9 protein-coding genes are annotated in these 12,752 nt (G+C 61.1%); 2 read left to right on the top strand and 7 right to left on the bottom strand.

Annotated elements, in window-relative coordinates:
• Nucleotide 1 precedes the first annotated feature (1 nt).
• From GEV39_RS02405 to fdnG, 3 genes are read right to left on the bottom strand one after another with little or no spacing between them, the layout of a single operon-like run.
• On the bottom strand, nt 2–658 hold the full coding sequence (locus tag GEV39_RS02405; RefSeq protein ID WP_009685688.1) for a formate dehydrogenase subunit gamma: 657 nt from the start codon (nt 656–658) through the stop codon (nt 2–4).
• Entirely contained in the window at nt 655–1,605 is a 951-nt protein-coding gene (fdxH, locus tag GEV39_RS02400; RefSeq protein WP_009685687.1) for a formate dehydrogenase subunit beta, read from the bottom strand. The genes GEV39_RS02405 and fdxH overlap by 4 nt, the downstream gene beginning before the upstream one ends.
• Nucleotides 1,605–4,673 (bottom strand): formate dehydrogenase-N subunit alpha, encoded by a 3,069-nt coding sequence (gene fdnG, locus GEV39_RS02395; protein WP_173887441.1) that lies wholly within the window; start codon nt 4,671–4,673, stop codon nt 1,605–1,607. Before fdnG ends, fdxH begins: the two co-directional genes overlap by 1 nt.
• A gap of 244 nt (nt 4,674–4,917) precedes the next feature.
• Between fdnG and GEV39_RS02390 the strand changes: the two genes are divergently transcribed.
• Entirely contained in the window at nt 4,918–5,418 is a 501-nt protein-coding gene (locus GEV39_RS02390) for a GlcG/HbpS family heme-binding protein (RefSeq protein WP_173887440.1), read from the top strand.
• Between the two features lie 87 nt (nt 5,419–5,505).
• Here GEV39_RS02390 and GEV39_RS02385 read toward each other — a convergent pair whose 3' ends face one another.
• Together GEV39_RS02385 and GEV39_RS02380 are read right to left on the bottom strand one after the other, a co-directional pair.
• Nucleotides 5,506–6,054 carry a single-stranded DNA-binding protein gene (locus GEV39_RS02385; protein WP_009681967.1) on the bottom strand — a complete coding sequence of 183 codons (549 nt, stop codon included), beginning with the start codon at nt 6,052–6,054 and terminating at the stop codon, nt 5,506–5,508.
• A 9-nt stretch (nt 6,055–6,063) separates the two neighbouring features.
• Nucleotides 6,064–7,458 carry an MFS transporter gene (locus GEV39_RS02380; protein ID WP_009681966.1) on the bottom strand — a complete coding sequence of 465 codons (1,395 nt, stop codon included), beginning with the start codon at nt 7,456–7,458 and terminating at the stop codon, nt 6,064–6,066.
• Between the two features lie 129 nt (nt 7,459–7,587).
• On the opposite strand from GEV39_RS02380, the gene uvrA reads away from it, so the two are divergent.
• Nucleotides 7,588–10,422, top strand: a complete 2,835-nt coding sequence (gene uvrA / locus GEV39_RS02375) for an excinuclease ABC subunit UvrA (protein ID WP_173887439.1) — start codon at nt 7,588–7,590, stop codon at nt 10,420–10,422.
• Between the two features lie 134 nt (nt 10,423–10,556).
• Here the strand turns inward: uvrA and bfr are convergent, their stop codons facing one another.
• Both bfr and GEV39_RS02365 read right to left on the bottom strand, forming a co-directional pair.
• Nucleotides 10,557–11,021, bottom strand: a complete 465-nt coding sequence (bfr, locus tag GEV39_RS02370; protein WP_009681979.1) for a bacterioferritin — start codon at nt 11,019–11,021, stop codon at nt 10,557–10,559.
• A 162-nt stretch (nt 11,022–11,183) separates the two neighbouring features.
• Nucleotides 11,184–12,623: a catalase gene (locus tag GEV39_RS02365; RefSeq protein WP_173887438.1), complete on the bottom strand. Its 1,440-nt coding sequence runs from the start codon at nt 12,621–12,623 to the stop codon at nt 11,184–11,186.
• Nucleotides 12,624–12,752 lie beyond the last annotated feature (129 nt).

The raw sequence follows: 12,752 nt of genomic DNA, 5'->3' as shown, positions 1-12,752 counted from the left end.
CTCATCCTTCTTTTCGTCCGTGATGACTCGGCGGCTTGTCGCCAGTCACTTCGCGGTACCACAGTTCATGGTGCTTGCGTGCCCAGGCGCGGCTTACCCAGCCGTGCAGCATGGCGCCGATCGAGCCTTTGATCCAGATACCGGCGTAGATGTGCACGATAATGCTGAGGATCAGCACGAAGGCCGCCAGTGCATGCAGCAACGCCGACAGGCGAATTACCTCGATGCCGAACCAGTGGCTGAAATACGCTCGCCAGATCACCACACCACTGACCAGCAAGACCAGCATGCACACCAGCAGGGTCCAGAACAGCAGCTTCTGCCCGGCGTTGTACTTGCCGATTGGCGGTACGCCCTCCTCCTGGTTACGCATCACCCGGTCAACCCGGCGCAGCCAGAGGCGATCATTCGCGGTGATGAAGTTGGCCCGCCAGAAGCGCACCACCAGGCCAACGAAGAACACGAACATCGCCACCCCGAGAAACGGGTGCAGGATGCGCGTCCACGGCCCACCGCCAAACAGGTTGCTGAGCCAGAACAGTGCCGGGTGAAACAGCGCCAACCCCGACAGCCCGGCGAGAAAGAACAGGATCGCCACCAGCCAGTGGTTGCTGCGCTCGTTGGCGTTGTAGCGCAAGATGGGTTTGTTGTCGTTCATGGCCGCTGCTCCCCTTGCCCACCGGGCTTGCTCGGATCATAGACATGCACTGCAGGGTCCACTGTCTGCACGCTCGGGTCGGCTGCGGCCGGGTGTTCGTCCTCCTCCACCCGCTGTGGCCCGACCCGCACATAGTGGAAGAACCCGGCCAGCACCGCTGCGCCCATCGCCAACAACGCCAGGGGCTTGGTAAAGCCCTTCCACAACCCTACCAGCGGGCTGATCACCGGCTGGTCCGGCAGGCCGGCATACAGTTTGGGGGTATCGGCATGGTGCAACACGTACATCACGTGGGTACCGCCGACGCCATCCGGGTCATACAACCCGGCGTTGTCGTAGCCACGCGATTTCAGGTCGACGATGCGTTCGGCGGCATGCACCTTCATCTCGTCCTTGGTGCCGAACACAATTGCCCCGGTCGGGCAGGTTTTCACACAAGCCGGCTCCAGGCCCACGGTCACGCGGTCGGAACACAGGGTGCACTTGTACGCCTTGTGGTCTTTCTGCGAGATGCGCGGAATGTTGAACGGGCAGCCGGTGATGCAATAGCCACAGCCAATGCAGTGGTCCTGGTTGAAGTCGACGATACCGTTGGCATGCTTGATGATCGCCCCTGGGCTTGGGCACGCCTTGAGGCAGCCTGGCTCGGCACAATGCATGCAGCCGTCCTTGCGGATCAGCCATTCCAGGTTGCCGTCGTCGCGCTCGTGCTCGGTAAAGCGCATCAGCGTCCAGGTCTCGGCAGTGAGGTCCTGGGGGTTGTCGTAAGTGCCATGGTTGTGGCCGACCTCGTCACGCAGTTCGTTCCACTCCGAACACGCCACCTGGCAAGCCTTGCAGCCGATGCACTTGGTGGTGTCGATCAGCTTGGCGACTTCCTGCTGCTGGCGTACCGAGGGCGGCACGGTGGTGGTGGCCGAGCGGGCGATGATGTCTTGGCTGGCCATCAGAGTTTCTCCACTTTGACGAGGAACGACTTCGACTCTGGCGTCTGCGTGTTGCCGTCACCCAGGAATGGCACCAGGGTGTTGGTCAGGTAGCCATGCCGGGTTGCGCCGGTGAAGCCCCAGTGCAGCGGAATGCCGATCTGGTGCACGGTCTGGTTGTTGACCTGCAGCGGGCGAATCCGCTTGGTCACGACCGCCACCGCGTCGATATGGCCACGCTTGCTCGACACCCGCACCCGGTCGCCAGCCTTGATGCCTTTTTCATTGGCCAGCACCTCGCCGATCTCGACGAACTGCTCGGGCTGGGCGATGGCGTTGAGCCGGCAATGCTTGCTCCAGAAGTGGAAGTGCTCGGTCAGCCGGTAGGTGGTCGCCGCGTACGGGAATTCATCGTGCTTGCCGAGGGTGTCCCATACCGAGTCGAAGATGCGCCCGGCCGGGTTGCTGATCGCCTTCTTGTTCTGCGGGTGCAGCGGGTTGATGCCAATCGGCGTTTCGAACGGCTCATAGTGCTCGGGGAACGGGCCTTCGGCCATCTTGTCGATGGCGAAGAACCGCGCCACGCCCTCGGGGTTCATGATGAACGGGTTCATCCCCGCCTCGGGTGGCGAGTCGACCTTGAAGTCGGGCACGTCGGTTCCGGTCCAGGTCTTGCCGTTCCACCACACCAGGCGTTTCTTTTCCGGATCCCAAGGCTGACCTTGCGGGTCGCTGGAGGCACGGTTGTAGAGGATGCGGCGGTTGGCCGGCCAAGCCCAGGCCCAATTCTGCACCTGGTGCATGCCGTACGGGTCGCTGTTGTCGCGGCGAGCCATCTGGTTGCCCTGCTCGGTCCAGCAGCCGGCAAAGATCCAACACCCCGATGCCGTGCTGCCATCGTCCTTGAGTTGACCGAAGCCCGACAATTGCTGGCCAGCCTTGAGGGCTGCACCGGCAGCATCGGTAAGGTCGGTGACCGCCCAGCCGTTCATTTCCTTGGCCAGTTCCTCGGGGGATGGCTCATCAGCAATCTTGTACGGCCAGCTGATGTTCATGATCGCATCAGGGTAGGTACCGCCCTCGGTCTGGTAACGCTGACGCAGGCGCAGGAACAGCTCGCTCATGATCTGCACGTCGGTGCGTGTTTCGCCCGGCCCGTCGGCACCTTTCCAGTGCCACTGCAGCCAGCGGCTGCTGTTGACCAGCGAGCCATCTTCCTCAGCGAAGCAGGTGGTAGGCAGGCGGATCACTTCGGTCTGGATGTTGGCCGTGTCAACGTCGTTGAACGGCCCCACGTTGCGCCAGAACTCCGAGGTTTCGGTGGCGAGTGGGTCCATGACCACCAGCCACTTGAGCTTGGCCAAAGCCGCAGTGACGCGGTTCTTGTCCGGCAGCGCGGCGATCGGGTTGAAGCCTTGGCACATGTAGCCGTTGACCTTGCCCTGCCCCATCATCTCGAACATGCGCAGCACATCGTAAGCCGGCACATCAAGCTTGGGCAGCCAGTCATAGCCCCAGTTGTTTTCAGCCGTGGCGTTGGCACCGTACCAGGCCTTCATCAGGCTGACATGGAACTTGCCGTAGTTCTGCCAGTAAGACAGCTGCCCCGGGCGCAGCGGTTTGGAGGCGCGCTTGTCGATATAGGCTGCGTAATCCTGTTCGGCATCGCCGGCCAGGGTCAGGTAGCCCGGCAGCGAATTGGACAGCAGGCCAAGGTCGGTGAGGCCCTGGATGTTGGAGTGGCCACGCAACGCGTTGACCCCACCACCGGGCATGCCCACGTTACCCAGCAGCAACTGCACCATGGCAGCACTGCGGATGATTTGCGCACCGATCGAGTGTTGCGTCCAACCCAGGGCGTAGAGAATCGTCATGGTCTTGCCCGGTACCGAGCAGCTGGCGATCTCTTCCCAGACTTTCATCATGGCGTCCTGCGGCATGCCACAGGTCATGCTCGCCAACTCCGGGGTATAGCGGCTGTAGTGCTGCTTCATCAGCTGGAACACACAGCGCGGGTGCTGCAGTGTCGGGTCGACCTTGGCGTAGCCATCCTCACCCAGCTCATAACCCCAGCCGGACTTGTCGGCGTACACGCGCTTGGCTTCGTCGTAGCCGCTGAACAGCCCGTCTTCGAAGCCATAGTTCTCTTTGACGATAAACGACACGTCGGTGTAATTGCGCACGTATTCGTGCTGGATCTTGTCGTTGCTCAGCAGGTAGTTGATCAGCCCGCCCATGAAGGCGATGTCGGTACCGGTACGGATTGGCGCGTAGTAGTCGGCCACCGAGGCCGTTCGGGTAAATCGCGGGTCGACCACGATAAGCCGCGCCTTATTGTGCGCTTTGGCCTCGGTCACCCATTTGAAGCCGCACGGATGCGCTTCTGCTGCGTTGCCACCCATCACCAGGACCAGATTCGCGTTGGCGATATCTGACCAGTGGTTGGTCATGGCGCCACGGCCGTACGTCGGGGCAAGACTTGCCACCGTCGGGCCATGTCAGACACGTGCTTGGTTATCGAACCCCAGCATGCCTGTTGCGCGGATGACCTTGTGGGTCAGGTAGCCCGCCTCGCTGGAGGCGGCGGAGGCAGCGAGAAAACCGGTGGTGAGCCAGCGGTTGACGGTTTGCCCCTGGGCGTTCTTCTCGATGAAGTTGGCGTCACGGTCCTGCTTCATCAGGTCGGCGACGCGGTCCAGGGCCTCGTCCCAGCTGACCCGTACCCATTCCTGGCTGCCTGGCTTGCGCACCTCTGGGTACTGCAGGCGGCTTGAGCTGTGGATAAAGTCCAGCAGGCCGGCACCTTTCGGACAGAGGGTGCCGCGGTTGACCGGGTGGTCGGCGTCACCTTCGATATGAATAATGTTCTGTTTGACGTTCTTGCCCGCATCGCCCTGGCTGTACAGGATCAGGCCGCAGCCGACCGAACAGTAGGGGCAGGTATTTCGGGTCTCTTTGGTGTGCGCCAGCTTGAAGTGGCGCACCTGCTCGGCAAAGGCTGGCGTGGGGGCCATGCCCAACGCCGCCAGGCTCGAGCCTCCAAGGCCGATAGCGGCGACCTTGAAGAATTGCCGACGGTTCAGGTCCATCGTGCACTCCTGATCAGGTTTGGACGCACGAAACATTGCCGGCGCCTCTTGGTAGTCACGGTGGCGAGTCAAATTCTGCTCGCCAATGGATAAGACTAGCCAAGAATCGAGAAGGTGCGATGACATGTGTCAGGTATAGAGCACTATGCCGGGTTACTGGGCTCATCACTTTCGGAAATGGACTACATAACTCCGCTCAGAAAGTTACTAGATTGAGGAAAATTCCGACAAAGGACCTGTCCCCATGAACACCAAGCCTCTGCTGCTGAGCCTGCTCATCGCCGGTACTGCCATCCTCGCACCCGCTTCTGCAGCCACTTCGGACGAAGCAGCTTCGCCGCTCACCTCGCAACAAGCGCGAAACATGGCGGCAGCCGCCGAGCTGGCGGCCATGGCCCAAGGCCATGCGATCGTCATCAGCATCATCGACAACCACGGTAAGCCCAAGTATTTCCACCGTATGGACGGCGCAGACAAAGCCAGTATCAAGCTGGCGCAACTCAAGGCTGAGACGTCTGCCCGATTCCCCTTGGCCTCACCCACCTCTGGCGAACACAGCCCTGCACACCCGGCTAAACCCTATGCATCGTTGCCGGGGCTCACCTTGCTGGAGGGAGGCCTGCCAATCATGGACAAGAATGGCATGCACATCGGTGGCATCGGCATCAGTGGCGCAACGCCAGAGCTGGATGCGCAGTTCACCCAGGTCGCGCTTGAAGAACTGGGTGGTGAAAGCACCCTCTGAGGTGACTGCGCTGGCCTGCTGCACTCATAAAAAAACCCAGGGCCAAGGCCCTGGGTTTCTGGTTTCGCTAGCCGCCTGATGTTCAGATCAGAACGGAATATCGTCATCGAAGCTATCGAAGTCCGCTGCCGGCTGAGGCGCTGGCTGCTGTGGCGCCGGGCGCTGAGGGGCCTGTTGCGGGCGCTGGGCCTGCTGGCGCGGCGGGGCCTGGTTGTACTGCTGTTGACCACCACCCTGGTTGTAGTTGCCGCCACCCTGGTTGTACGGATCACCGCCCTGCTGCTGGCCCTGCGGGCGCCCGCCGAGCAGCTGCATGGTGCCGTTGATGTCGACGATGATCTCGGTGGTGTAACGCTTGATGCCGTCTTTTTCCCACTCGCGGGTCTGCAGCTTGCCTTCGATGTAGCACTGCGAACCTTTACGCAGGTACTCGCCGGCAATTTCGGCAACCTTGCCGAACAGCGACACACGGTGCCACTCGGTACGCTCGACCTTCTGGCCCGACTGCTTGTCGGTCCACTGCTCGCTGGTAGCCAGGCTCAGGTTGGTCACGGCGTTACCGTTGGGCAGGTAGCGGACTTCGGGATCCTGGCCACAAGTGCCGACCAGAATGACTTTGTTAACCCCACGGGCCATAACGTTCTCCTAGGCTTCGCACGCCGAAGAGGCTGGATTCACCAGTCGCTCGAGGGTCGCACGGTCCAAAATTTTCGTATCCAGTTTGATATAGATGGCCGCTTCCTCAGCAACCACCACAGCGTCGGTCACACCCGGCACGGCCATCAGTCGCTCGGTCAGGCCGGCTTCCCGGGCCGCCTCTGGCGTCAGCGGCATGCGCAAGCTGGTCACATACGGCGGCTCGTTCATGGACAACGCGACGATCAGCCAGATTGCACACAACACCGCACAGCCGAGGAATACCGTGTCCAGCCCACCGTGCTGGAACAGCCAGCCACCCAGAATTCCACCCAGTGCCGCACCAAGGAACTGGCTGGTGGAATAAACCCCCATTGCCGTGCCCTTGCCACCGGCAGGCGACACCTTGCTCACCAGCGAAGGCAGCGAGGCCTCCAGCAGGTTGAATGCGGTAAAGAATACCACGGTGCCAATCACCAGTCCGCGCAAACCGTCAGCCCACTCCCAGAAGTATATCTCTGTCAGCAGCAGGACACTGACTGCACCGGCCAACACACGCTTCATCTTGCGCTTTTTTTCGCCGTAGATGATGAACGGCACCATTGCAAAAAATGAGATGAACAGTGCGGTCAGGTAGACCCACCAATGCTGCTCTTTTGGCAGCCCGCCACGCTCGACGAAGGCCAGGGGCAGCGCGACGAAGCTGGCCATGAGGACGGCGTGCAGCACGAAGATGCTCACGTCCAGGCGCAAAAGGTCCGGATGACGCAGGGTCGGGCCGAGTGCTTTGCGCGCCACACCCGACTCGCGATGCTGCAGAAGGCTGTGGGTACTGGGCACGACGAAGGCGATCAGCAGGATGCCGACCAGGGCAAGCCCGGCAGTGGCCAGGAACAATCCTGACAAACCAAAGGCACTTGTCAGCAGTGGCCCGACGACCATGGCCACAGCAAACGACAGGCCGATGCTCATGCCGATCATGGCCATGGCCTTGGTCCGGTGTTGTTCACGGGTCAGGTCCGAGAGCAGCGCCATGACGGCAGCCGAAATTGCCCCGGCACCTTGCAGGATGCGCCCCGCGATCACCCCCCAGATAGAATCGGCCTGGGCCGCCAGGACACTGCCCAGGGCAAAGATCACCAGCCCCAGGTAGATGATCGGGCGCCGCCCGATGCGGTCGGAAATCATCCCGAACGGAATCTGCAATACCGCCTGGGTCAGGCCATAGGCCCCAATAGCCAGGCCAATCAGCGCAGGTGTGGCACCGGCCAGGTCCATGCCGTAGGTGGCCAGTACCGGCAAGACCATGAACATGCCCAGCATACGAAAGGCAAAGACCAGGGCCAGGCCACCAGCAGCGCGGGTTTCGCTGCTGCTCATGCGCTCGTTGTGGGTGTCATGCATGGCGTAACCTCGTGTGAACCGGCGGCGATTCTATCAGTCCGACAGCTTGACGGCATCTACGCGACGCTTTGCCGCGTACTGGCAGGGGGCCGTATAATTCTTTGTTTATGCCCGCCAAGCGAGGCCGCAGTGGACAAGATCCTGATTCGTGGGGCACGTACCCACAACCTGAAGAACATCGACCTGACCTTGCCCCGGGACAAGCTGATCGTGATCACCGGCCTGTCCGGTTCCGGCAAGTCTTCGCTGGCGTTCGATACCCTGTACGCCGAAGGCCAGCGCCGCTACGTGGAATCGTTGTCGGCCTACGCTCGGCAATTCCTGTCGATGATGGAAAAGCCCGACGTCGACACCATCGAAGGTCTGTCCCCGGCAATCTCCATCGAACAGAAATCGACATCGCATAACCCGCGCTCGACGGTCGGCACCATCACCGAAATCTACGACTACCTGCGCCTGCTGTACGCCCGCGTCGGTACCCCACGCTGCCCGGACCACGACATTCCGCTGGAGGCGCAAACCGTCAGCCAGATGGTCGACCTGGTGCTGGAGCGCCCCGAAGGCAGCAAGCTGATGCTTCTGGCGCCGGTGGTGCGCGAGCGCAAGGGCGAGCACCTGGCAGTGTTCGATGAAATGCGCGCGCAGGGTTTCGTACGCGCCCGGGTCAACGGAAAGCTCTATGAGCTTGATGAGTTGCCCAAGCTAGATAAGCAGAAGAAGCACAGCATCGATGTGGTTGTAGACCGCTTCAAGGTGCGCGCCGACCTGCAGCAGCGCCTGGCCGAATCGTTCGAAACCGCGCTGAAACTGGCCGACGGGATTGCCCTGGTGGCACCGATGGACGACGAGCAAGGCGAAGAGACGATCTTCTCCGCCCGTTTCGCCTGCCCGGTGTGCGGCCACGCGATCAGCGAGCTTGAGCCCAAGCTGTTTTCCTTCAACAACCCGGCGGGTGCCTGCCCGACTTGCGACGGCCTGGGTGTGAAGCAGTTCTTCGACACCAAGCGCCTGGTCAATGCCGAGCTTACCTTGGCCGAGGGTGCCATCCGCGGCTGGGACCGCCGCAACGTGTACTACTTCCAGATGCTCGGCTCACTGGCGGCGCATTATGGCTTCAGCCTGGAAGAGCCGTTTGGCGAGCTGTCTGCCGAGCACCAGAAGGTGATCCTGCAAGGCAGCGGCAAGCACAGTGTCGACTTCAAGTACCTCAACGACCGCGGCGATATCGTCAAGCGCTCGCACCCGTTCGAAGGCATTGTGCCGAACTTGGAGCGCCGCTACCGCGAGACCGAATCGACCACCGTGCGTGAAGAACTGGCCAAGTTCCTCGGCACCCAGCCCTGCCCGGACTGCCGCGGCACCCGCCTGCGTCGCGAAGCGCGCCACGTGTGGGTTGGCGAGAAAACCCTGCCGGCGGTCACCAACCTGCCCATTGGCGATGCCAGCAGCTATTTTGCCGAACTGACCCTGACCGGCCGCCGCGGCGAAATTGCCTCGAAAATCCTCAAGGAAATCTGCGAACGCCTGCAATTCCTGGTCAACGTCGGCCTCGACTACCTCACCCTGGACCGCAGTGCCGACACCTTGTCGGGGGGCGAGGCCCAGCGTATTCGCCTGGCCAGCCAGATCGGCGCAGGCCTGGTGGGGGTGATGTACATCCTCGACGAACCGTCGATCGGCCTTCATCAACGCGACAACGACCGCCTGCTGGCTACGCTCAATCACCTGCGCGACCTGGGTAACACGGTCATTGTGGTGGAGCATGATGAAGACGCCATCCGCCTGGCGGACTACGTGGTGGACATCGGCCCAGGTGCGGGCGTACATGGCGGGCAGATCGTTGCCGAGGGTTCGCCGCAGGAGGTCATGGACCATCCTGACTCGCTGACGGGCAAATACCTGTCAGGGCGCAAGAAGATCGTCGTGCCCGCCAAGCGCACGCCGCGCAACAAGAAGCTGCAACTCAAGCTGAAGGGGGCTCGCGGCAACAACCTGCAGAATGTTGACCTCGAGGTGCCGATTGGCTTGTTGACGTGCGTGACCGGGGTATCTGGCTCGGGCAAATCGACGCTGATCAACAACACCCTGTACCCGCTGGCAGCGACCGCCCTGAATGGCGCGAGCAGCATCGAGGCGGCGCCGCACAGCAGCATGGACGGCCTGCAGCACCTGGACAAGGTCGTGGATATCGACCAGAGCCCGATTGGCCGTACGCCGCGCTCGAACCCGGCTACCTACACCGGCATTTTTACTCCGATCCGTGAGCTGTTCTCCGGCGTGCCCGAGTCGCGCTCCCGCGGTTATGGCCCTGGGCGCTTCTCGTTCAACGTCAAGGGCGGCCGCTGCGAGGCCTGCCAGGGCGATGGCTTGATCAAGGTGGAAATGCACTTCCTGCCCGACATCTACGTACCCTGCGACGTGTGCAAGAGCAAGCGCTACAACCGCGAGACCCTGGAGATCAAGTACAAGGGCAAGAACATCCACGAGGTGCTGGAGATGACCATCGAGGATGCCCGCGAGTTCTTCGATGCGGTGCCGGCGTTGGCGCGCAAGCTGCAAACACTGATGGACGTGGGTTTGTCCTACATCAAGCTGGGGCAATCAGCGACCACGCTGTCCGGTGGTGAGGCGCAGCGGGTGAAGCTGTCGCGTGAGCTGTCCAAGCGTGACACCGGCAAGACCCTGTATATCCTCGACGAGCCGACTACGGGCCTGCACTTTGCCGATATCCAGCAACTGCTGGATGTGCTGCACCGCCTGCGCGACCACGGCAACACCGTGGTGGTGATCGAGCACAACCTGGACGTAATCAAGACGGCCGACTGGCTGGTGGACCTGGGGCCTGAGGGTGGCTCCAAGGGTGGGCAGATCATTGCCTGCGGTACGCCGGAGGAACTGAGCGAGATGAAACAGTCGTATACCGGGTATTACCTGAAACCGCTGCTGGAGCGGGATCGGGCCTGAGGCATTTGGGGGCGCTTTGCGCCCCATCGCGACACAAGGCCGCTCCTACAGGCGATCGCATGAACCTTTGGGTTGCGCGATCGCCTGTAGGAGCGGCCTTGTGTCGCGATGGGCTGCAAAGCAGCCCCCGGCTATTACATCTGCGATTGCAGGTAATTTTCCAGGCCAATGGCCTTGATCAGACCCTGCTGCTTTTCCAGCCAGTAGGTATGATCTTCTTCAGTGTCGGCCAACTGCGCACGCAGAATGTCGCGGCTGACATAGTCCTTGTGCAATTCGCACAACTCGATGCCTTTGCACAACGCAGCGCGCACTTTGTATTCAAGCTTGAGGTCGGCTTCGATCATTTCCGGCACGGTGCTGCCGACTTCCAGGTCGTCTGCACGCATGTCAGGCGTACCTTCGAGCATGAGGATACGACGCATCAGCGCATCAGCGTGTTGCGCCTCTTCTTCCATCTCGTGGTTGATACGCTCGTAGAGTTTGGACAGGCCCCAGTCTTCGTACATGCGCGAATGAATGAAGTACTGGTCGCGTGCCGCCAGTTCGCCCTTCAGCAGCGTGACGAGGTAGTTGATTACGTCTGGATGGCCTTGCATCGCCCTGTTTCTCCATGTGGAAGCTTCTATGCCACATAGTGTGAACCAGCTTTTGCCCAGGGTCACTGAAAAACGCGCGAACCGTGCAAAAAATCGTCTAAACAGTAGTGATATTCATTGAAAAACCGCCCAAATGAGGGCGGTTCTTCTTATCACTTCGAGTTAAGCGAGATTCACGCCCAACGCCTTGGCGATGCCTTCGCCATAGGCCGGGTCGGCCATGAAGAAATACTGCAACTGGCGCTGGATGACATCGTCACTGACACCCGCCATGGCCCCGGCGATGTTGCTGATCAGCAGCGCCTTCTGCTCGTTGCTCATCAAGCGGAACAGCGCGCCGGCGTGGCTGTAGTAGTCGTTGTCCTCACGGTGATCATGGCGGTCCGCTGCACCGGTGAGCGCCAGTGCAGGTTCAGCGTGACGCGGTGACTGCTTGGGTGCGTCGGCGTAGCTGTTAGGCTCGTAATTCGGCGCCGCGCCATAACTGCCGGTCGCCATGGAGCCGTCGCGCTGGTAGCTGTGCACAGCGCAGCGCGGTGCATTCACCGGCAGTTGCTGGTGGTTGGTACCGACACGGTAGCGGTGGGCGTCAGCGTAGGCGAACACGCGGCCCTGCAGCATGCGGTCGGGTGACAGACCAACGCCAGGCACCATGTTGCTTGGCCCAAACGCTGCTTGCTCGACTTCAGCGAAATAGTTGAGCGGGTTTCGGTTAAGCTCCAGCACCCCCACCTCGATCAGCGGGTAGTCCTTCTGCGACCAGGTCTTGGTAACGTCGAACGGGTTTTCCTCACGGCTCGCCGCCTCCGCTTCGCTCATGACCTGCATGCACACGGTCCAACGCGGGTAGTCGCCACGCTCGATGGCTGCAAACAAGTCGCGCTGAGCATAGTCCGGATCGGTACCGGCCAGGCGTGCCGCTTCTGCGGGGGCGAGGTTCTTGATGCCTTGCTGGGTCTTGAAGTGCCACTTCACCCAGGTGCGCTCGCCTTGCTGGTTGATCAGGCTGTAGGTGTGGCTGCCAAAGCCGTGCATGTGGCGATAGCCATCCGGGATGCCTCTATCCGAGAACAGAATGGTCACCTGATGCAGCGCTTCAGGCGAATGCGACCAGAAGTCCCACATCATCTGGGCGTTCTTGAGGTTGGTCTGTGGGTGGCGCTTCTGGGTGTGGATAAAGTCCGGGAACTTCAACGGGTCGCGAATGAAGAACACGGGGGTGTTGTTGCCCACAATGTCCCAGTTGCCTTCTTCGGTATAAAACTTTACAGCGAAGCCACGCGGGTCACGCTCGGTATCGGCTGAACCACGCTCGCCACCAACGGTGGAAAAACGCAGGAAGGTTTCGGTTTGCTTGCCGATTTCGCCGAAAAGCTTGGCGCTGGTGTAGGCCGTTATATCGCGGGTGACGGTGAAGGTGCCGTACGCACCCGAACCCTTGGCGTGTACGCGGCGCTCCGGAATGTTCTCGCGATTGAAATGGGCGAGCTTCTCGATGAGGTGGAAGTCGTCGAGCAACAATGGGCCACGTGGGCCGGCGGAGCGGGAGTTCTGGTTGTCGGCTACTGGTGCACCGCTGGCGGTGGTAAGAGTCTTGCTCATGGGCTCTCCTTATCGGTCTTGGAACGCCGGCTGATCGGCTATGGGGAGAGTATCGATGAGCCGGACTACGAGAACAAATTCATTAGATGACTTGTATCAATAGAAATAAACAATAGTTGCAGACACAAA

The sequence above is a fragment of the Pseudomonas sp. NY5710 genome (assembly GCF_013305665.1).
In the GTDB taxonomy this organism is placed as follows: Bacteria; Pseudomonadota; Gammaproteobacteria; order Pseudomonadales; family Pseudomonadaceae; genus Aquipseudomonas; species Aquipseudomonas juntendi.
Note: the sequence above shows the minus strand (reverse complement) of the source record. Positions and strands in the feature narration are given on the sequence as shown.

Excerpts from the sequence above, each read along its gene's own strand:
- GEV39_RS02405 (WP_009685688.1), bottom strand. The coding sequence starts at position 658 with ATGAACGACAACAAACCCATCTTGCGCTACAACGCCAACGAGCGCAGC.
- fdxH (WP_009685687.1), bottom strand. The coding sequence starts at position 1,605 with ATGGCCAGCCAAGACATCATCGCCCGCTCGGCCACCACCACCGTGCCG.
- GEV39_RS02390 (WP_173887440.1), top strand. The coding sequence starts at position 4,918 with ATGAACACCAAGCCTCTGCTGCTGAGCCTGCTCATCGCCGGTACTGCC.
- GEV39_RS02385 (WP_009681967.1), bottom strand. The coding sequence starts at position 6,054 with ATGGCCCGTGGGGTTAACAAAGTCATTCTGGTCGGCACTTGTGGCCAG.
- GEV39_RS02380 (WP_009681966.1), bottom strand. The coding sequence starts at position 7,458 with ATGCATGACACCCACAACGAGCGCATGAGCAGCAGCGAAACCCGCGCT.
- bfr (WP_009681979.1), bottom strand. The coding sequence starts at position 11,021 with ATGCAAGGCCATCCAGACGTAATCAACTACCTCGTCACGCTGCTGAAG.
- GEV39_RS02365 (WP_173887438.1), bottom strand. The coding sequence starts at position 12,623 with ATGAGCAAGACTCTTACCACCGCCAGCGGTGCACCAGTAGCCGACAAC.